General features: G+C 71.6%; 15 protein-coding genes. 9 read left to right on the forward strand and 6 right to left on the reverse strand.

Annotated features, from left to right (window positions below; all coding sequences use genetic code 11):
• Positions 1-101: 101 nt before the first annotated feature.
• Entirely contained in the window at positions 102-1133 is a 1032-nt protein-coding gene (locus BLV96_RS22525; protein ID WP_086678615.1) for a hypothetical protein, read from the forward strand.
• On the opposite strand, the gene BLV96_RS22530 is transcribed toward BLV96_RS22525, so the two are convergent.
• The gene (locus tag BLV96_RS22530; protein ID WP_086678616.1) at positions 1100-2014 is read right to left on the reverse strand and encodes a LysR family transcriptional regulator; all 915 of its coding nucleotides are present in this window, start codon (positions 2012-2014) and stop codon (positions 1100-1102) included. The two genes, BLV96_RS22525 and BLV96_RS22530, sit on opposite strands and share 34 nt — an antisense overlap.
• A gap of 306 nt (positions 2015-2320) precedes the next feature.
• Here BLV96_RS22530 and BLV96_RS22535 point away from each other — a divergent pair, with 306 nt between their 5' ends.
• Positions 2321-3535: an MFS transporter gene (locus BLV96_RS22535; protein ID WP_086678637.1), complete on the forward strand. Its 1215-nt coding sequence runs from the start codon at positions 2321-2323 to the stop codon at positions 3533-3535.
• Here the strand turns inward: BLV96_RS22535 and BLV96_RS22540 are convergent.
• The 3 genes from BLV96_RS22540 to BLV96_RS22550 all read right to left on the reverse strand — a co-directional run bounded on the left by BLV96_RS22540 (position 3532) and on the right by BLV96_RS22550 (position 7324).
• On the reverse strand, positions 3532-4269 hold the full coding sequence (locus BLV96_RS22540) for a hypothetical protein (protein WP_086678617.1): 738 nt from the start codon (positions 4267-4269) through the stop codon (positions 3532-3534). The genes BLV96_RS22535 and BLV96_RS22540 overlap by 4 nt on opposite strands.
• Position 4270: 1 nt before the next feature.
• Positions 4271-6079 (reverse strand): substrate-binding and vWA domain-containing protein, encoded by a 1809-nt coding sequence (locus BLV96_RS22545; protein ID WP_086678618.1) that lies wholly within the window; start codon positions 6077-6079, stop codon positions 4271-4273.
• 72 nt (positions 6080-6151) lie between these two features.
• Positions 6152-7324: a homogentisate 1,2-dioxygenase gene (locus BLV96_RS22550; protein WP_086678619.1), complete on the reverse strand. Its 1173-nt coding sequence runs from the start codon at positions 7322-7324 to the stop codon at positions 6152-6154.
• Between the two features lie 86 nt (positions 7325-7410).
• Between BLV96_RS22550 and BLV96_RS22555 the strand changes: the two genes are divergently transcribed.
• Positions 7411-8265, forward strand: a complete 855-nt coding sequence (locus tag BLV96_RS22555; RefSeq protein WP_279627550.1) for a hypothetical protein — start codon at positions 7411-7413, stop codon at positions 8263-8265.
• The gene (locus BLV96_RS22560; RefSeq protein WP_086678621.1) at positions 8262-8897 is read left to right on the forward strand and encodes an IclR family transcriptional regulator; all 636 of its coding nucleotides are present in this window, start codon (positions 8262-8264) and stop codon (positions 8895-8897) included. Before BLV96_RS22555 ends, BLV96_RS22560 begins: the two co-directional genes overlap by 4 nt.
• Here BLV96_RS22560 and BLV96_RS22565 read toward each other — a convergent pair.
• Together BLV96_RS22565 and BLV96_RS22570 are read right to left on the reverse strand one after the other, a co-directional pair.
• The gene (locus tag BLV96_RS22565; protein ID WP_086678622.1) at positions 8894-9541 is read right to left on the reverse strand and encodes a DUF998 domain-containing protein; all 648 of its coding nucleotides are present in this window, start codon (positions 9539-9541) and stop codon (positions 8894-8896) included. The genes BLV96_RS22560 and BLV96_RS22565 overlap by 4 nt on opposite strands.
• A 56-nt stretch (positions 9542-9597) precedes the next feature.
• On the reverse strand, positions 9598-10185 hold the full coding sequence (locus BLV96_RS22570) for a TMEM165/GDT1 family protein (RefSeq protein ID WP_086678638.1): 588 nt from the start codon (positions 10183-10185) through the stop codon (positions 9598-9600).
• A 185-nt stretch (positions 10186-10370) separates the two neighbouring features.
• On the opposite strand from BLV96_RS22570, the gene BLV96_RS22575 reads away from it, so the two are divergent.
• From BLV96_RS22575 to BLV96_RS22595, 5 genes are all read left to right on the forward strand, one after another.
• The gene (locus BLV96_RS22575) at positions 10371-11363 is read left to right on the forward strand and encodes a S41 family peptidase (protein ID WP_086678623.1); all 993 of its coding nucleotides are present in this window, start codon (positions 10371-10373) and stop codon (positions 11361-11363) included.
• 38 nt (positions 11364-11401) lie between these two features.
• Positions 11402-12880 (forward strand): cytochrome ubiquinol oxidase subunit I, encoded by a 1479-nt coding sequence (locus BLV96_RS22580; protein WP_086678624.1) that lies wholly within the window; start codon positions 11402-11404, stop codon positions 12878-12880.
• 200 nt (positions 12881-13080) lie between these two features.
• Positions 13081-14088 (forward strand): cytochrome d ubiquinol oxidase subunit II, encoded by a 1008-nt coding sequence (cydB, locus tag BLV96_RS22585; RefSeq protein ID WP_086678625.1) that lies wholly within the window; start codon positions 13081-13083, stop codon positions 14086-14088.
• Complete coding sequence (locus BLV96_RS22590) at positions 14085-17558, forward strand: thiol reductant ABC exporter subunit CydD/CydC (protein WP_244180407.1); 3474 nt, start codon at positions 14085-14087, stop codon at positions 17556-17558. Before cydB ends, BLV96_RS22590 begins: the two co-directional genes overlap by 4 nt.
• A 59-nt stretch (positions 17559-17617) precedes the next feature.
• Entirely contained in the window at positions 17618-18784 is a 1167-nt protein-coding gene (locus tag BLV96_RS22595; RefSeq protein ID WP_086678627.1) for a GAF domain-containing sensor histidine kinase, read from the forward strand.
• Positions 18785-18938: the final 154 nt, after the last annotated feature.

Consider the following 18938-nt stretch of genomic DNA (forward strand, 5'->3'; position numbering starts at 1 on the left):
TTCGGGTCACGCGGTGCTCCGCTGAACGGCCCATCCGGTAACGCCGATGTGCGGAATTTCGAAAAGGCCGGTGACAACGCCGAAACGGTGGGGGCCCAGCCGTGCAGATCGTCCCGGTACCCGAACGCGTCCCCGCGTTCGAACTCGACCCCGCCATGCCGTCCGGCGCGCTGCCGATCTTCGGCGAGTACCTCGACCGAATCGGCCGCAGCGCCGGCGACCGGCGGCTGCTGACCTGGTTGTTCCTGGCCTTCGGGGTCGCCCAGTTCGTCACCGGCGCGGGGGTCGCCCTGCCGCTCGGCACGCTCGCGCTGGCCGGGTCGATCGAGGTGTGGTGGTTCTGCCACGCGTACGCCAGGGTGCCGGAAACGCGGCTGAAGCGGGAAGCGTTCCGGCAGGTGGACATCGCCGCCGACGGGCTGGTCGCGGCCGGGCGGACGGTCGGGGTGCGCCTGCCGGACGGCCGGTGGCTGCGCGTCCGGCTCGACGAGGCGTACCGGTTGCTGGTCGCCGGGCACCGCCGGGTGTGGCTGCTGGGCCGGGGGCCGAAGGTGTTCGTCGGCTTCTCCGGCGTGGTGCGCGTCCGCCGGGCGCGGATCCACGACACGCCGCCGGCGGGTGCCGTGGCGATCGCCGCGCCGCCCTGGTCCGGTTCGCCGCGGCTGGATCCCGTGCTGAGCGCGCACCGCCGTCAGATCGCCCGAGAGCTGCGTGCGACGGCGGCGTTCCTGCTGGTCCTGGCCGGGTTCGCGCTGTGGGTCCGGCTCGACTTCCCGGCCGTCGGGTGGGCCGCCTGGCCGTTCGCGGCGGGCGCGCTGCTGAGTGCGGTGGCGGCTGTGGCGCGGTCGTTCGCCCACGGCCGTCCGCTCCCGGCCGAGCACTGGACCGAGCTGCGCGCGGTCCTGGACGGCCCGGTCCGGATGAGCCGCCGCGGCGGCGCGGCCCGGCTGAGCGGCCTGACGATGCTGGCCGACGGAACGGTGGTCGGCTTCCGCCTCCCGAAGGCGGACCCGTCGATGGCGGCGAACATCGCGGCGACCGGCCGGCTGTGGATCGCGGGCGTCCCGAAGCCGGGCGCGGCGAAGACGGGCGTGCCGGGCTACCCCGTGCTCGGCACGGTCTGGCTGGGCTGAGCCCAGCTCGGCCGCCAAGCGTCGGTGGCGCGCTCGTTGTCCGCGAAGTGACGCCGAAGCGCGGCCAGCCCGAGGTGCGCGTTGTCCCGGCGCCAGACCAGCGAGTGCGGGTACACCGGCGTCGGGTCCTCGATCGGCACGCGCCGCAGGTCGTGCCCGGGCGGCCACAACACGCGGCTCCCCGCCCCGATCAGCGTCGCCACCTCCGTCGACTCCGCGATCGTGTCCAGCACGACCTCGGTGCCGAAGTTCGGTCCGGCGGCGTCGATCGACAGGCCGAACGCGGCCGCGAACTCGGCGTAGTAGGCGCCCCACTCGGTCCCGGGCACCACGCCGGGCAGCCAGAGCCGGTGCCCGGCCAGCTCGGCCGGGGTCACCGAAGACCTGGCCAGCGGGTGCGCGGGGCCGCACAGCAGCTCGATGGGCTCGTCGAACACCCACTGCGCGGCGAGGTCTTCGGGCAGCGCGACGACCGCGCGGAAGGAGGCGTCGACCGAGCCGTCCCGGACCGCGGTCGTGTCGAAGAGGGTGACGACTTCCAGCTCGATGTCCGGGTGGGCCTCGTGGAATTGGCGCAGCAGCGAGGCGGGACGCAAGCGCCGGCCGATGACGTCGACCCGCAGCGGCCCGCCGCGCACCGACGCGAGCGCTCGCAGCTCGGCGCGGAGGAGTTCGCGGGCGTGCGGGAGGAAGGCGCGCCCGTCGCCGGTGAGCACGGCGCCCCGGGCGGTGCGGGTGAACAGCCGCGCGCCGAGCGACTTCTCCAACGCGGCGATGCGCTTCGAGACGGCTTGCTGGGTGACCGCGAGCTCGGCGGCGGCATCCTGGAACCGCCCGGCATCCGCGGCGGCGACGAAGGTGCGCACGGCATCGAGGTCCACAGCGGTCGACTTTAGATTCACAACGCGGTGTTGTGGCTCGCCGCCGGGTGGGTTGTGTGCCGGGCGTGGCGGTGGTTCGCGGCGCTGTCGGCTTACGGCTGCAACGCGGTGTGGCTCGCCGCCGCGCCGGTTGTGTGCCGGGCGGGGAGCACGCGGCAACGCGGTGTCGCTAGCTGCCGGTTGAGTTGTGTGCCGGGCGTGGCGGTGGTTCGCGGCGCTGTCGTCTTGCGGCGACAACGCGGTGTTGTGGCTCGCCGCCGTGCCGGTTGTTTGCTCTGCGCCGCCTCCCCCGCTTTGATCTCCTCCGTGATGCGCGGGCGGTCGCTGGGGCCGCGATTCCGGTGGCTCTGGTCGGCGTACGCGGTGAGCGCGTTCGGCACCTGGCTCGGCTTCGGGGCCTTCCCGATGCTGGCCATCCTCGTGCTCCACTCCGGCCCCGCCGCCGTCTCCGCGCTCGCCGCCGTCGGGCCCGCCGTCGGGGCGCTCGTGGCCGTTCCGCTCGGGCCGTGGGTCGACCGGCGGCGGAAGCGGCCGGTCATGGTCGCCATGGACCTCGTGCGGTTCGCCGCTCTGATCAGCGTGCCCACCCTCTACGCCTTGAGCGAGCTCACCTTCGCTCAGCTGCTCGCCGTCTCGGTCGTCGTCGCCGCGGCCGACATCACCTTCACCTCGGCGAGCGGCGCCTTCCTCAAAGGGCTTGTGCCACCCGAAGACCTCCTGCTCGCCAACGGCCGCTTCGAATCGACGAACTGGACGGCCACCGCGCTCGGCCCGCCGCTCGGCGGGGCCGCGTTCGCGCTCTTCGGCCCGGTGACCTCCGTCGCCGCCAACGCCGTCAGCTTCCTGCTCTCCGCACTCGGCCTCCGGGCGATCGGGGGAGCCGAATCGCACCCGCGGCAGACCACTCGCCTGCGAGCGCGCGACCTGGCCGCCGGGTGGCGCACGATCCTCACCCACCCCGGGCTGCGGCCGCTGTACTTCAACGTCCTCCTCTTCAACGGCCTGATCATGGGCACCGAGCCGCTGCTCGCCGTGCTGATGCTGAACCAGCTCGGGTTCACGCCGTGGCAGTACGGCCTCGCGTTCGCCGTGCCGTGCCTCGGCGGGCTCGCCGGCTCGCGGCTGACCCCGCGGCTCGTCCGGCGGTTCGGCCGGCACCCGGTCCTGCTGACGTCGGGTGCGATCCGCGCGTGCTGGCTGCTCGCCCTGGCCTTCATCCCGAGCGGGGCCGGCGGGCTCGCGTTCGTCATGCTCGTCGAACTCGGGCTGATCGTCTCCTGCAGCGTGTTCAACCCCGTCCTCGCGACCTACCGGCTCGAGCAGCTCCCGGCGGACCGCGTCGCGAGCACGCTCTCGGCGTGGTCGGTCAGCACCAAGGCGTCGATCGCCACGCTGACCGCGCTCTGGGGCGTGGTCGCGAGCTTCACCGGTCCGCGCGTCGCGATCGGCGCCGCCGGCGTCCTGGTGCTGGTGACGCCGTTGCTGCTGCCGCGTCGCGACCGGACGGCCGTGGCCGTCTAACCCAGCGGCTTCCGCGTCGCCTGCTCGGTCTCCAGCACGCCCTGCCGGATGCCTTCCAGCTGGTCGCTCAGCTCGCGCACGGCGCCGGTGTCCACGGCGACGTCCGTGGTCGCCGCCGTCAGTTCCGCGACCCGCGCCACGAGGCTGTCCAGTCCGAGAGCGCCCGACTGCAGCTGCGCCAGCAGCTTGTCGCGCGCGCCGGACAGCCGCGCGTGGACGTCCTGCTGGGCCTGGACCGCCGTCAACGCCTGCTCGAGGTCACCCCGGACCTCCTCGCGCGCGGAGGAAAGCGACTGCTCCAGCCGACGTCGTTCGCGCGTCACGGCGTCGAGGTCGACCCGCGAAAGGGCCTTCCCGGTCGCCGACGCGCGGCCGGCCAGCCGCCGCAGCGTTTCCAGGGTTTCCTGGACCACCGGCTCCATGTCCGCGACGCGGTCGGCGAGGGGACCGGAGTCGAGCGACGAGCTCAGCGACGTGAACCCGTCCGCCGCGCCCTCGGCCCGGCGCAGCCAGTTCTCCTCGTCGGAGCCCGGGGCGACGTCGAGCACCCGCGCTTCCCGCCGCTGCGGTGCCGGCTCCCGGCCCACCGAGGCCACGCCCGCGCGGGCGAGCAGCACCGCCACGCCGATCAGGACGGCGACGAGCACCGGCAGCTGGACGGCCCAGGCCACCCCGGCCGACGTGGCGGCCAGCAGCAGCCCCCACGGTTCGGCGAGCTCACGGGCGAACTTCATGTCAGAAATTCGAGATCACGGAAGTGAACACCTGGTTGATCGAGTCCGGTTTGGACGAATCGTACTCCGATCCTTCGGTCGCTTCCGCGATCTGCTTCAGCACGCCCTGGTCGGCGTCCGAGCCGTAGGCGATGGTGAACAGCCGGACGGTTTCCGCGTTGCCCTCGGGCCGCAGCTGCGGCAGCAGGTGGTCGAGGTCGACGCCGCCGGAGTCCTCGTTGCGGCCGTCGGTCAGCACCACGACCGCGTTGATCGCCGCCGGGTCGATGTGCGCCTTCAGGTACTCGTACGCGGCCTGCGACGAGTCGTAGAGCCCGGTGCCCGCCTGCGGCGTCAGCCCGCTCAGCCGCATCGCCAGCGTCTCCTTGCCGCTGGTGCCGAGCGCCTGCACCGGGACGAGCTCCTGGTAGTCCTTGTCGCCGTCGAGGTGGGTGGAGAACTGCCAGAGCCCGACCTGGTCACGCGGCACGAACTGGCCGAGCGCGTCGATCGCAGCCTGCTTGGCCAGGTCGATCTTGCTCTTGCCGGTGCCCTTGACCTCGTCGCCCATCGAGCCCGAGACGTCCACGACCAGCAGCACGTTCGCCTTCTTGCGCAGCTCGGTCCACGACGCCAGCAGCTTCGACAGCACGGTCGGCGACGGCGGCCGGATGAAGTTGATCTTCGCGTCCGGCTGGACGCCGTTCTGGGTCGTCGCCTGCGGACCCGGCTTGCCCTCGAACGAGCGGAAGCCCAGCGCGGCGAACCGCTCCTGCGTGTCCGGGCCGCGCAGGTAGCCGAGGAAGTCGGCGGCGATCTGCTTGCGCGTCGGGTCGGCCCAGTTCAGCGTGACGAACGGGTGGTCGGAGTTGAGCGTGCCGTCCGCCGGGTAAATCCCCACGAGCGGCACCTTCGGGGGCGCGTGCTGGCCCGCCTTCGCCGGATCGGTCGTCGGGTTGCCCTGGTTGTAGCCGATCAGGGAGTTCTCCTCGACGGTGACGGCCGAGATGTAGGACAGCGCCGCGCCGCGGTCGTCGGCCTTCTGCAGGTTGGTCAGGAAGGTCAGCGTGTTGTCGCCGTAGTGCACGATCGCCTGCTCGATGTTCGAAACGAACTGCCTGGCCTCGGGCTTTTCGAGCGCGGCGGCGGTGAGGTCGGACGACGTGCCGGTGGCCGCGTAGTACGCGCCGATGGTCGCGTTCAGGCCCGCGGTGGAGATGTTCGGGTTCGTCTTGCCCAGCCGGAACTTCCCCCACTCCGGGTGGCCGTACTTCGCCCAGCCCGCCGGGTCGGTCGCGAGCGTGGCGAGGTCCTTCCAGCCGATCGGCTTGGCCGGCCAGCCCAACGCCTCGGCCATCGGCTTCGGCATCGCGACGGTCAGCGGCGAGTTCGCGATCGACTGCGGGTCGCCGTCCGGCACGATCGACCCCGTGTCGCCCTTCGCGTTGACGCGCAGCAGGTTGACCCAGCCACTCGCGGCCGGCGTCCAGACGTCCGGGCGCGGCCCGTCGGTGGCCTCGTTCCAGCCGTTCGCCAGCGCCTGCATCGCGATGCCGGACGATTTCGACTTCACCATTACGTCGACGCAATGCCCGGCGACGGTCCGTCCGGAGTAGACCTTCGCGGCCTCTTGGACTATTCCGACCTTTTCCGGGGAAGACGCCACGTTCAGCGCGATGGCGTCCGAGCCCGTGCATTTCGGTGCGTCCGCGTCGTCGCTCGAGCCGCTGGTCCAGGCCCGGATCCCGATGATCAACCCGGCGGCGACCACGATCGCGGCCACGAACGGGAGGATTTTTCTCTTGCGCCGCGCTGGTTGGGAATTGATCATCGAATCCTCCCCGTTCCGCCACCCGGAAACACCATTATCGGGCAGCGGAACGAGAAGGGGACGGTATTTTGACTATCGCTTAGGGCCGCGGCGCGACCACGTCCACGCGTAGCCGGGGTCCTCGGACGCGTCGGCGGCCTCGCCGAGCTCCAGCGGCGCGAACGTGTCGACCATGACGGCGGTCTCGTCGAAGAACTCCGCGCCGATCGACGCCTCCGCCGCGCCCGGCTGCGGGCCGTGCGTGAAGCCGGACGGGTGCAGCGACAGCGAGCCGATCCCGATCCCCGAGCCCTTGCGGGCCTCGTAGTTGCCGCGCACGTAGAACATCAGCTCGTCGGAGTCGACGTTCGCGTGGTTGTACGGCACCGGGATCGAGTCCTCGTGGTAGTCGACCTTCCGCGGGCAGAAGGAGCAGACGACGAAGTTCGGGCCCTCGAACGTCTGGTGCACCGGCGGCGGCTGGTGCACGCGGCCGGTGATCGGCTCGAAGTCGTCGATGTTGAACGCCCAGGGGTAGAGGCAGCCGTCCCAGCCGACGACGTCGAAGGGGTGCGTCGCGTACGTGTAGCGCGTCAGGCCCGCGCGGTGGCGCACGAGGACCTCGACGTCCTCGCCGTCTTCCAGCAGCGGCTCGGTGGGCCCGCGGACGTCGCGCTCGCAGTACGGCGAGTGCTCCAGGAACTGCCCCTTCGCCGACAGGTACCGCTTCGGCGGCCCGATGTGCCCGCGCGCCTCCAGGATGAAGAGGCCGACCTCGCCGTGGGGGAGGACGCGGTAGGTGCACGACGTCGGGATGACGAGGTAGTCGCCGTCACCGACCTCGAGACGGCCGTAGATCGTCTCGACGGTCGCGGAGCCGCCCTGGACGTAGAACAGCTCGTCGCCGGCCGCGTTGCGGTAGAGCGGGCTGGGCGCGGTCGCGGTGACGAACCCGATGGTGACGTCGTGGTTGCCGAACAGCCGGCGCCGGTCGGTCACCGCGTCGGCCTCGCCGGCGAACTTGAGGTCCCGGGTCTGGAACGCGCGCGGCTTGAGCGGGTGGTTCGGCGTCAGCGACCCGCGGTCCTCCTCGACCGCGACGGCGTCGACGATCGCCGTCGGCAGGCCCCGGTGGTAGAGCAGGGCGGAGTCGGCGGAGAAGCCCTCGACACCCATCAGCTCCTCGGCGTAGAGGCCGCCGTCCGGCTTGCGGAACGCCGTGTGCCGCTTGTGCGGGATCTCGCCTACTTGCCGGTAGTAAGGCATCGGCGCTCCCTCCAAAAAGTGTCCGTTGTGCGAACGATTTTGTCCTCATGTCGTACGCTACTAGCGTGTCAGTCGTGTCAAGCGCTGTGGAACTCACGCCCCCCGGCCCCCGTGGAATTCCTCCCCTGTTCGCGAGGCTCGTCGACGACTCGGCGCTGTTCCCTCCGGGCGATGCGGCCATGCCCGAAGCCCTGCGCGCGCACTTCGCGAGCCGGGAGTCCGAACACGCCGGTGTCCTGGGGGTTTTCCTCTGCCAGGCGTCCCGGCTGCCCGAGCTGATCACCGAGCTGATCAAGATCAAGCCGAAGCAGCCGCTGCCCCTGTCGCTGATCATCGACACCGGCCTGGGCGGCGTCCCGAAGGCGATCTCGATCGTCGAGTCGCGCAGCGAGCTGCTGGCGCTGCGGATGGTCGAGATGCCGGCGCCGTCGGACGTCGACGAGGTCTGGCTGGAGCGCGTCTCGGAGTTCGTCCCGGAGGACGTCATCCGCGTCGTCGAGCCGCGGCGCGGCGTCGGCTGGCTGGACGGCGTCCGCAAGGTGATCGAGCACGGCAGCTGGCCGAAGATCCGCTGCGGCGGCCAGGCGGGCGAGAACTTCCCGAGCGTCGACGAGGTGGCGGACTTCCTCGCCGTCGTCAGCGGGTCGACCGGGGCGTCGTTCAAGGCGACGAACAGCCTGCACCGCGCGGTCCGGCACGCCGACCCCGACACCGGGTTCGTGCACCACGGCTTCCTGAACCTGCTCGTGGCCTCGGCGCGCAGCCTCTCCGGCGGTGACGTCCGGGCGGCGCTGGAGTCGACCGACGCCGAAGCGCTGGCCGAGGAGGCCCGCGCGTTGTCCGAGCAGGCCGCGAAGGCCGTCCGGGCGCTCTTCGCGTCCTACGCGGCGGCGTCGTTCGAGCAGCCGGTCGCCGACATGGGCGAACTCGGCTTGCTGTGACCAGCCGGGAGGGGTCGCTGACGCTCGACCGCGGGCTGGCGCTGCTGCAGGCAGTGGCCGACGCCGGGGGCGACGCGGCGACCATCTCCGAGCTGGCGGTCGCCATCGGGGCCAGCCGCGCGGCCGTCTACCGGCTCCTGGTGCCGCTGTCGGAGCGCGGGCTGGTCTGGCGGGACGGCACGAAGGTCCGGCTCGGCGTCGGCCTGCTCCGGCTGGCCGGGCAGGTGCTGCCGCAGCTGCGTGACGCGGCCGGCCCGGTGCTGCGCGAGCTGGCCGAGAAGGTCGGCGCGACCGCGCACCTGTCGGTCGCGCAGGGGGCGCAAGCGCTTGCGGTGGCCGTCGTCGAGCCGTCGTGGACGAGTTTCCACGTCGCCTACCGCGTCGGCAGCCGGCACTCGTTGACGGCGGGCGCGGCCGGCAAGGCGATGTCGCTGCGCCCGGGTGGCGACGGCTGGGTGACGTCGACGGGCGAGCTGGAGGCGGGCGCGTCCGGCGTCGCGGCGCCGGTGCGTGGTGTGCCCGGGCTCAAGGCGAGCGTGGGTGTGGTGTCGCTGGAGCCGCTCAAGGCGGCCGAGGTGGGTCCCCAGGTCGTCGCGGCCGCCGTCCGGCTGGCGGACATCCTGAAGGTCTAACGCAGGGGCCGGACCATCGTCAGCAGCAGCGTGACGTCGATCGTGAACAGCAGCCGCTCGAACAGGCCCAGCGTGACCTCCTGGTTCGCCGGGCCGAGCACGAGCGTCAGGACGAACCCGCCGAGCACCACGCCGACGCTGGCGAAGCTGGCCGCGGCCAGCCGCCGGATCGTCGTCCGCCGCGGCTCCCAGGGGCAACGCTCGCGGCCCCTCTTCGTCAGCACGAACGCGGCCGCGGGCAGGGCGACGAACGCCGTGAGCGCGGCGAGGTTGTGCACCTGCCCGGACAGCGATCGCGCCTGGCCGTCGGGGTCCACCGGGACGAGCCCGCAGACGAGCAGGCCGGCCGACCACACGCCGAGCAGCACGCAGACGACGGTCGTGCCCGGCCGGTGCGCCTTCGCGATCCCCGCCAGCAGCGCGACCGAGCCGAGCGAGAGCGCCAGGCACATCACGCTGAACAGGGGAGCGGCCGACGACGAGCCGAGCTTGCCGTAGACGTACTCCGACAGCGTCTGCCAGATCGGGCTGACCTGGGCGGAGAGCCGCAGGTGCAGGTCGATGGAGATGGCCACGGCGAGGCCGATGCCGCCGAGCGCGATCCGGCCGTGCAGCGGCGAGACCGCGGGCAGGGGCTTGTTCACCTGGCTTCCATCCTTTCGTTTCCGAAAGGTTACCCGGCGAACCTGTGAGGCAGCGGTCAGAAGGCGAGCTGGAGCAGGGCGAACGCCGCGAAACCGGCGAACACGAACCCGGCGCAGCGCTGGATCAGCTTCGGCTTGATCCGGCTGCGGATCTTCGCGCCGATGAAGACCGCGAGCCCGGCGACGACGATCAGCGCGGCGAAGGCGCCGACACCGACGGCGACGGGGTTGCCAATCCGCGCGGCGAGGCTCGCCGTCGCGAGCTGGGAGGCGTCGCCCCACTCGGCGGCGAAGAGCACGCCGAACGACGTCATCGCGGAGCGCATGAAGGACAGCGGAGCCGGGCCGACGCGCGAAGCGTCTTCGCCAGCTTCGTCCGCTTCGCTGAATCCCTCGCGAAGGAGCATGAAAGAGCCGAGGCCGAACATCGCGGCGACGACGAGCGAAAGGACGACGTCCGGCAACAGCGTCAGCACGCTGCCGAACGCGACCGCGATCACGCATTGCACGGCGAACGCGGCGCACACCCCGGCGAATACCGGGCCACCGCGGAAACGGGTGGTCAGCACCAGGGTCGCGACCAGCGTCTTGTCCGGCAGTTCCACGGCGAGGACCAGGCCGAACGCGCTGATCAACGCCACCATCGCGGCAGTCATAGTGTTTCTTCGCCCCTTTCACTGCAACGATAAAGGGGAGATCAATCCGGTCGCAAGCTGATGGCTTCTGCGAAATTGCCGGATCGGCGGCCATGAATTTGTCATCAAGCCGTGTCGTACAATTTTCTTCGGCACACCGAAAATTCGATTGTGGCCTCGGGTAGGTTGACGGCATGGGGTCTGAAGCGCGTGCTGCGCAGGTCGACGAAGTCATCCGCCGGTTGGAAGCGCACTACGTCTTCCCCGACGTCGCGGCGAAGCTGGCGGAAGTGCTGCGCCAGCGTCTGGGCGAAGGCGCGTACGCGAGTGTCGACGACGCCGGGTTCGCGACGCTCGTCACAGCTGACCTGCAGTCGGTCAACGGCGACAAGCACCTGCGCCTGCGCCACCACGCCGACCCGGTCGCCGACGACGGCGACGCGGCCGTGAACTCCGAGAGCTACCGCCTCGAGGCCGAGCTGGAGGCGTTCGGCATCGCCGAAGTGCGGCGGCTGGCCGGCAACGTCGGCTACCTCGACACGACGATGCTGTACCCGCCCGAGCTGGCCGGGCCGGCGATCGCGGCGGCGATGACACTGCTCGCGCCCACCGACGCGCTGCTGCTCGACGTCCGCCGCAACCGCGGCGGTACCCCGGGCACGAGCGCACTGCTGCAGACCTACCTCGTCGACGAGCAGGTCCACTACCTCGACATCTACGAGCGCGAAGGCCACAAGACCACGCAGATGTGGACGTTGCCGTACGTCCCGGGCTCGCGGTTCGGCGGTACCAAGCCGGTCTGGGTGCTGACCGGGCCGAACACGTTCTCGGGTGGCGAAGACCTCGCGTTCTCGCTCCAGCAGCAGGGCCGCGCGAAGACCGTGGGCGAGGCCACCCGCGGCGGCGCCCACCCGCGTGAGCAGTACAAAGTGGACACCTACCTCGACGTGACCGTCTCGATCGCGCGTTCGCTGCACCCGGAGACGGGGGAGAACTGGGAGGGCGTCGGCGTCCGCCCGGACCTCGCGGTGGCCGCGGACCGGGCGTTCGACACCGCGTACGCGCTGGCGTTGCGGCACGTCCTCGAGCTGGGTTCCGCCGGGCCGCGCCGCGGCGTCGCCGAGGAGGCGCGGCAGGCACTCGACCAGGTGAAGGACGTTGGTCCCGGGAGGGACGGGACCGTTTGATCTAGCTGGGTCCCGCGGCCCGGAGCACGCTGGACCACGTGGAGGTCCTTGAGCTAGCGCGGTGGCAGTTCGGCATCACCACCGTCTACCACTTCCTGATGGTCCCGCTGACCATCGGGCTGTCGATCCTGGTCGCGGCGATGCAGACCCAGTGGGTCCGCACCGGCGATCCGCGGCACCTGAAGATGACCAAGTTCTGGGGCAAGCTGCTGCTGGTCAACTTCGCCATGGGCGTGGTGACCGGGATCGTGCAGGAGTTCCAGTTCGGGATGAACTGGAGCGCGTACTCGCGCTTCGTCGGCGACGTCTTCGGCGCGCCGCTCGCGATGGAAGGGCTCGTCGCGTTCTTCGTCGAGTCGACTTTCCTCGGCCTGTGGATCTTTGGCTGGGACCGGCTGCCGAAGAAGGTCCACCTGGCGTGTGCGTGGGCGTTTTCGCTGGCCACGATGGCGTCGGCGTACTTCATCCTGGCGGCGAACTCGTGGATGCAGCACCCGGTCGGCGTGACGTTCGAGAACGGCAAGCCGACGATGAACTCGATCTGGGCGGTGCTGACGAACAACACGGCACTGGCCGCGATCCCGCACACCCTGGCCGGCGCGTTCTCGGTGGCGGCGGCGTTCCTGGTGGGCGTCGCGGGCTGGCACCTGTGGCGGCGTCGTTCGAATCAGGACGTCTGGCGCTCGTCGCTGCGCCTCGGCGGCTGGGTCGGCGTGGCGGCGTTCGCGGTCCTCGCGATCACCGGTGACACGCAGGGCAAGCTGATGTTCGAGCAGCAGCCGATGAAGATGGCGTCGGCGGAAGCCCTGTGCCACACGGAAAAGCCGGCGAGCTTCTCGATCATCGCGATCGGCGACGTCGCGGGGTCGAACTGCGAGGACGTGAAGACGTTCAACGTCCCGGCGCTGCTGTCCTTCTTGGCCCACAACGACTTCAAGACCGAGGTCAAGGGCGTCGAAGACCTGATCACGGAGTACCAGGCGAAGTACGGCACGAACTACCCGGACGACCCGGCGCTGGGTTCACTGGCCGGCAAGCCGATCGACTACGTGCCGAACCTGCCGGTGACGTACTGGGGCTTCCGCATGATGATCGGCTTCGGCGCGGTGTCGGCGGGCATCGGCCTCCTCGCGCTGTGGCTGACCCGCCGCGATCGCATCCCGTCCGGCCGTTGGTTCCCGCTACTGGTGTTGGGCGGCATCGCAACGCCGTTCCTGGGCAACAGCGCGGGCTGGATCTTCACGGAGATGGGCCGCCAGCCGTTCGTGGTGGCGCCCAACCCGAGCGGCGTCGACGGGGTGTGGATGTTCACGGCCCAGGCGGTCTCCCGCCTGACGACGGGCGAGGTCTGGACATCGCTGATCGCGCTGACCACGGTGTACGCGGCGCTGGGAGTGGTGGAGCTGTACTTGATGCGCAAGTACATCCGCGGCGGCGTCGAAGCGGTGATGCCCCCACCGAAGAAGGACTCCGACTCCGACGAGGCCGAGGGCGACACGCTCGCCTTCGCGTACTGAGGGGGCGAAATGACAAACCCGCAGCTCAGCAGCTGTGCAGCAGCCCCAGACTCCCGCAGAGCAGCCCCCACCCGTCCCGGGGGGCGACCCCGAACCCAGCGTATCGGCTTGGTCACTCTCGCGGGTTACCCACAGCAAATCTGTGGACAACTCGCCCGGGTGTGGATAACTCGCGGCGACCGTGCGAAAGGCAGGACCCGATGACCCTCGAAACCGTCTGGTTCGTCGTCATCGCCTTCTTCTGGCTCGGCTACCTCTTCCTTGAAGGCTTCGACTTCGGCGTCGGCATGCTGCTGCCCGTCCTCGCGAAGGACAACACCGAGCGGCGCGTCATGGTCAACACCATCGGGCCCGTCTGGGACGGCAACGAAGTCTGGCTGATCGTCGCCGGCGGAGCCATGTTCGCCGCCTTCCCCGCCTGGTACGCCGGCCTCTTCTCGGCCGCCTACCTGCCGCTCCTCATCGTGCTGCTCGCCCTCATCGGCCGCGGCGTCGCGTTCGAGTACCGCGGCAAAGTCGACTCCGAACGCTGGCGGCGCACCTGGGACCGCGTGATCATGATCGGCTCGTGGGTCGCGCCGCTGGGCGTCGGGCTGATCCTCGCCACCACCGTCCTCGGCCTGCCCCTCGACGCCGAAGGCAACCGCGTCGGCTCCGCGTTCGCCGCCTTCCGCTGGGACACCCTGCTCGGCGCGGTCGCGATCGCCGCCTTCGCGATGACGCACGGCGCCGCGTTCCTCGCCCTCAAAACCAGCGGTGACCTGCGCGAACGCGCTCGCAGCCTGGCGCTGAAGCTGCTGCCGGCCGCCATGGTGCCGATCGTCGCGTTCCTCTCGGTCGTCCAGTGGCGCGAGGGCACGCTGTGGACACTGCTCTCGTTCGGGATCAGTGCTCTCGCCGCGGCCGTCGCCTGGCTGCGGCTGCGCGCCGACCGGGACGGGCAGGCCTTCGCCGCGCTCGGCGTCGTCATCGCCGGGGCCGCCGTGGTCATGTTCGGCTCGCTGTTCCCGAACGTGCTGCCCTCGACCCTCGACGCCGCCAACACGCTCACCATCGAAGGCGCCGCTTCGAGCCCGTACACGCTGACCGTCATGACCTGGGTCGCCGTCTTCGGCGCTCCGGCGGTGCTGATCTACCAGGGCTGGACCTACTGGGTGTTCCGCAAGCGCATCGGCACCCAGCACATCCCGGCGGTCCACGCACCATGAACAAGCTTCCCGGACGCGCAACCCTTCTCGCCTCGGAGTCCACAGTGGACTCAGCGCGGCCGGGAAAGGGCCCGCTCGGCGCATTGCCGGCCCTCGTGCCGGCCGTGCGCCGGGCGCTGGCCCTGGTCGGCTTCCTGTCCTTCCTCCACGCCGCCGCGCTGGTGGCACAGGCGTTCCTGCTCGCCGACGTCCTCGCGGCGATCGTCGGAGCAGGTTCCGGGGGACGCACCGCCCAGCTGGCCGCGCTGCTCGCGCTCGTCGCGACGCGCGCGCTGACCGGCTGGGCGGTGCGCACGGTCTCCGCCCGCGCGGCCGCGACCGCGCAACGCGAGCTGCGCGCCCGAGCCGTCGACCACGCCCTGCGCCTCGGCCCGGAGTGGATCGCCCGACGCGGCCACGGCGAGCTGACGGCGTTGACGACCCGCGGCCTCGACGCGCTCGACGCGTACTTCCGCGAGTACCTGCCCGCGCTGGTGACGGCGGCGGTCGTGCCGCTCGGCGCCGGCGCGGCGATCCTGTTCGCCGACTGGCCGTCCGGGGTGATCGTCGCGCTGACGGTGCCGCTGCTCCCGGTCTTCGCGATCCTCGTCGGCAAGTTCACGGCCGGGCGCGTCGCCGGCGCGACCGACGCGACGCACCGGATGTCCGGCCGGCTGCTGGAACTCGTGCGCGTGCTGCCGGTGCTGACGGCGTTCCGGCGCGCGACCGCGCAGGGCGAGACCGTCCGGCAGCTGTCCGAACGCCACCGCCGCGCGACGCTCAAGACGTTGAAGGTCGCGTTTTCCTCGGCGTTCGTGCTGGAACTGATCGCGACGCTGTCGGTCGCACTGGTCGCCGTGGTGATCGGCGTCCGGCTCGTCGGCGGGAGCCTGCCGCTGGCCATCGGCCTGGGCGTGCTGATCCTGGCGCCCGAGTGCTACCAGCCGCTGCGCGCGGTCGGCGCCGCGTTCCACGCGAGCGAGGACGGCGTCGAAGCGGTCCGGCGCGTCGCCGATCTGCTGGCCATCCCCGCGCCTGCGGCCGGAACGTCGGTGCCGCCGCCGGGCGAGCTGCGCGTGTCGGCGTTGCGGGTCGCGCGGCGCGGCGGGTTCGCGCCGGACGGCGAGACGTTTACGGTCCGCTCCGGCGAGACGGTCTGGCTGCGCGCCCCGAGCGGCGGCGGCAAGTCGACGACCCTTTCGGCGCTGCTCGGCTTCGTCCCGGCCGACGACGGCGCCATCACAGTCGGCGCGACGAACCTGGCCGACGCCGACCTCGCGCGCTGGCGCGAACAGGTGGCGTGGGTGCCGCAGTCGCCGGTGTTCACCGGCGGCACCGTCCGGGAGGAAGCGGGCGGCGAGGACTTCCTCGCCGAACTCGGCCTCGACGGGCTCGCGGACCGCCCGGTGACGCGGCTTTCGCTGGGACAGCGTCAGCGAGTCGCGGTGGCCCGGGCGCTGCAGCGGGTCCGCGACGGCGCGTGGCTGCTCCTGCTCGACGAGCCGACGGCTCACCTCGACGAGGCCAACGCGCGTCTGGTGCTCGCGGCGGTCCGGCGCGCGGTCGACAACGGCGCGGCGGCGATCATCGCGGCCCACGAGCGCACGGCGGCGGTCGACACGTCTCCCGACATTCCGATCGCGCCTTCATCGTCCACAGTGGACACTTCTGGTGCGCCGTTGCCCTGGCGCGCGTTGCTCGACGGCCGGCTCTTCGCCGGTGCGGCTTTGGGCGCGGTGGCGTTGCTGGCGGGGATGGCGCTGACGGCGACGTCGGGCTGGCTGATCGCCAAGGCGTCGCAGCAGCCGCCGATCCTGACGTTGACGGTCGCGGTGGTCGGGGTCCGCGCGTTCGGCCTGGGCCGCGCGACGCTGAGGTACGTGGAAAGGCTGGTGACGCACGACGCGGCGTTCCGCATCGCCGGCCGTCTCCGGGTCCGGTTGTGGAATTCGCTGGTCCGCTTGGGGCCGGCACGCGGGTTGCGAGCGGGCGAGGGGCAGCGGCGCTTGGTGGCCGACGTCGACGCGGTGCGCGATCTGCTGCCGCGGGTGGTGTCGCCGCCGCTGGTGGTGGCGCTGGTCGCGGCGGGGGCGATCGCGGTGCAGACGTGGGTGTTGCCGGCGGCGGGCCTGACGTTGCTGGCCGCGGTGGCGGTGGGGTTGTGCGCGCCGTGGGTGGCGTTGCGGGCGGAGCGCCGGGCGACATCGGCCCTGGCGGACGGCCGGCGCGAGGTGTCATCGCGGGTGCTGGTCCTGTTCGAGGCAGCGGCCGAGCTGCTGGCGTTCGGCCGGGATCGCGAGCACCGCCGGGCGTTGTCGGACGCGGACATGCGGTTGGTGGGGGAAGCGCGCCGCCAGGCTTTCGGCGCGGGCGCGGCAGAAGCGCTGGTGACGCTGGCGTGCGGAGCGGGCGCGGTGATCAGCACGGCCTTCGCGGCGCGAGCGGTCACGGCGGGAGGGCTCGACCCGGTGCTGGCGCCGCTGGTGGCGTTGGTGCCGTTGGCATTGGCGGAGGTGCTGGCGCTGCTGCCGGCGGTGGCCCAGCACTGGGACACGCTGCAGCAGGCGCGCCGCCGCTTGGCTGACGCCCCGGCGCAGGTCGAGAAGGGGGACGAGGACAGCGCCCGGGGCATGGCTCAGGTCGGCCGCACTGGCGCGCGGGGTGAGGCTGGCGCCAGACGGCGGGACACACCTCAGATCGGCCGCAGTGGTGCACCGGGCGTGGCCGAGTTCGGGCAGCGCGGCGCTTGGGATGTGGCCGAGCCTCGGCTCGCCGGCGCGCAGGGCGAGGCCGACCTGGAGCGCGGCGATGCGCGCGACGGGGATGGCTTCGAGCGCCGCCTGCCGCCGCGCGAGGTTGCCGGCGAAACCGATGGCCGCGTTGTGCTGCGGGGGGCTGATCTTGGGTGGCCCGGTGGCCCGCTCGTTCTTCGCGATGTCGATCTCGACCTCGCGCCCGGGACCTACGCCGCCGTTGTTGGGCCCAGTGGGGCCGGGAAGTCCACCCTTGTCGCCGCTCTGCTTGGCTTTCTCGCGCCGAGGCGCGGTTTCGCCGACGTTCCGGGGCGGGTTGCCTGGGCTCCTCAAGAGCCGATGCTCGCCGCTACCACCGTTGGCGAAAACCTTCGTCTCGCGAGGCCGGCCGCGGGAGACGACGACCTGCGGGAAGCCCTTCGGCAAGCGGCCGTCGAGGACGTTGATCCCTCGACTCTGCTGGGCAGCGGTGGCAGTGGGCTCTCCGGCGGCCAAGCCCAGCGCGTCGCACTCGCGCGGGCCTTGCTCGGCGCGTCCGAAGCGGGGCTCGTGCTGCTCGACGAACCCACCTCCCACCTCGACGAACCGACCGCGCACGTTGTGCGGGCGCACCTGCGGGAGGCGCTTGCCGGGCGGACCGTTGTGCACGTCACCCACCGCGCTGAGGAGGCCGCCGACGCTGACCTCGTGCTCGAGGTTCGCGATGGCCGGGTTTTCACGCGGGTGCCCGTGTCGTGATCCGTTCTTCCAGCGCGCTTGGCGTGCCGCCGCCGCGGCGCGCGATAATGACGGAACTCATGGATCCGACGCTTGCCGCGCGGGCGCTGTCCGCCGCCACCGAGATCACGAGCACCGCCCTGTCCGGCGACGATCCGGGCGCGGTGCTCGACACCGTCGTCGCCCGGGCGGCCGAACTCGCCGATGCCGACCTCGGCCTGGCCATGGTCAGTGCCGACGACGGCCGTGTCGTGGTCGAGGCCGCGCACCACGCCGGTGCCGATGAACCCGCGCCCGACGATGGCAACGGTGAGTCGTTGCGCGGACTCGCCCTCCCCGCCGACTCCGCCGCCGGACGGGTCGCGCGCGGTGGTGAGCCCGTCGCGAGCGCCGACTTCACCGTCGACCCGCGGACCGCGCCCTTCGTGCCCGCCGAACTCCACGGCTACGGGGCCTTCGCCGCCGCGCCGTTCGGGTCCGGGGGACGCGTGCTGGGCGCGCTCACCGTCTACCGCAAGCGGGGGCGCGAGCCGTTCTCCGCCGGGACCGTCGAGATGCTCGTCGCCTTCGCTGCCCAGGCCGGCGTTGTGCTCGCGCTCGCCGAAGGCGCCAACGCGCGGCACCGCGTCGCGCTGTACGAGGAGCGGGAACGGATCGCTCGCGAGCTCCACGACGTCATCGTCCAGCGGCTCTACGGCGCGGGCATGCAGCTCGACCGGGTCCGGCGCAACATGCGCAAGCGGTTCGCCCAAGCCGACGGCGCCCGGCTTTCCGACGCCATCGACCAGCTCGACCAGACCATCGAGGAGATCCGCGGCACCGTGCGCGCGCTGAGGTCACCGGAGCCTCGCCACGACACCGGCACGCCCACCGACCTCGCCGAGTCGGCGCGCGGCGAGGTCCGCATCGCCGGCGAGCTGCTCGGGTACCCGCCGACCCTGGAGCTGTCCGGCGAATTCGCCGACATCCCCGCGGAACGCGCCGACCACATCCGGGCCGCCCTGCGCGAAGCACTGTCCAATGTGGTCAGACACTCCGGCGCGAGCGAAACCCGCGTGACCTTGGCCAGGGACTCCGACGGCGTGAAACTCCGTGTCCGGGACAACGGTTCCGGCGTCCCCCAAGGCGTCGCCACCCGTGGCCTGCGTCATCTCGCCGAACGCGCGGACGCCGCGGGCGGCAAGTTCTTCCTGAACTCCTCACCCAGTCTCGGCACGCTCGTCGCGTTCGACCTCCCACTCGACTGAACCATCGACTGATCGCGACCTATCCTTCTCGGGTCATCCAGCCTCCCTTCATCGCCCTCATCGAAGATCGTACCGGGTTTTCGAACACCCATTCGACTCACATTCGAGTGAAAACTGCAGGTCAAAACCGCCGATCCGCGTGGCGGACCGTGAC

Source organism: Amycolatopsis pretoriensis (genome assembly GCF_900107925.1).
In the GTDB taxonomy this organism is placed as follows: Bacteria; Actinomycetota; Actinomycetes; order Mycobacteriales; family Pseudonocardiaceae; genus Amycolatopsis; species Amycolatopsis pretoriensis.

Bases quoted from the DNA above. Each gene is read 5' to 3' on its own strand.
- BLV96_RS22540 (WP_086678617.1), bottom strand. From the start codon at position 4,269: ATGAAGTTCGCCCGTGAGCTCGCCGAACCGTGGGGGCTGCTGCTGGCC.
- BLV96_RS22545 (WP_086678618.1), bottom strand. From the start codon at position 6,079: ATGATCAATTCCCAACCAGCGCGGCGCAAGAGAAAAATCCTCCCGTTC.
- BLV96_RS22550 (WP_086678619.1), bottom strand. From the start codon at position 7,324: ATGCCTTACTACCGGCAAGTAGGCGAGATCCCGCACAAGCGGCACACG.
- BLV96_RS22570 (WP_086678638.1), bottom strand. From the start codon at position 10,185: ATGGTGGCGTTGATCAGCGCGTTCGGCCTGGTCCTCGCCGTGGAACTG.
- BLV96_RS22575 (WP_086678623.1), top strand. From the start codon at position 10,371: ATGGGGTCTGAAGCGCGTGCTGCGCAGGTCGACGAAGTCATCCGCCGG.
- cydB (WP_086678625.1), top strand. From the start codon at position 13,081: ATGACCCTCGAAACCGTCTGGTTCGTCGTCATCGCCTTCTTCTGGCTC.
- BLV96_RS22590 (WP_244180407.1), top strand. From the start codon at position 14,085: ATGAACAAGCTTCCCGGACGCGCAACCCTTCTCGCCTCGGAGTCCACA.
- BLV96_RS22595 (WP_086678627.1), top strand. From the start codon at position 17,618: ATGGATCCGACGCTTGCCGCGCGGGCGCTGTCCGCCGCCACCGAGATC.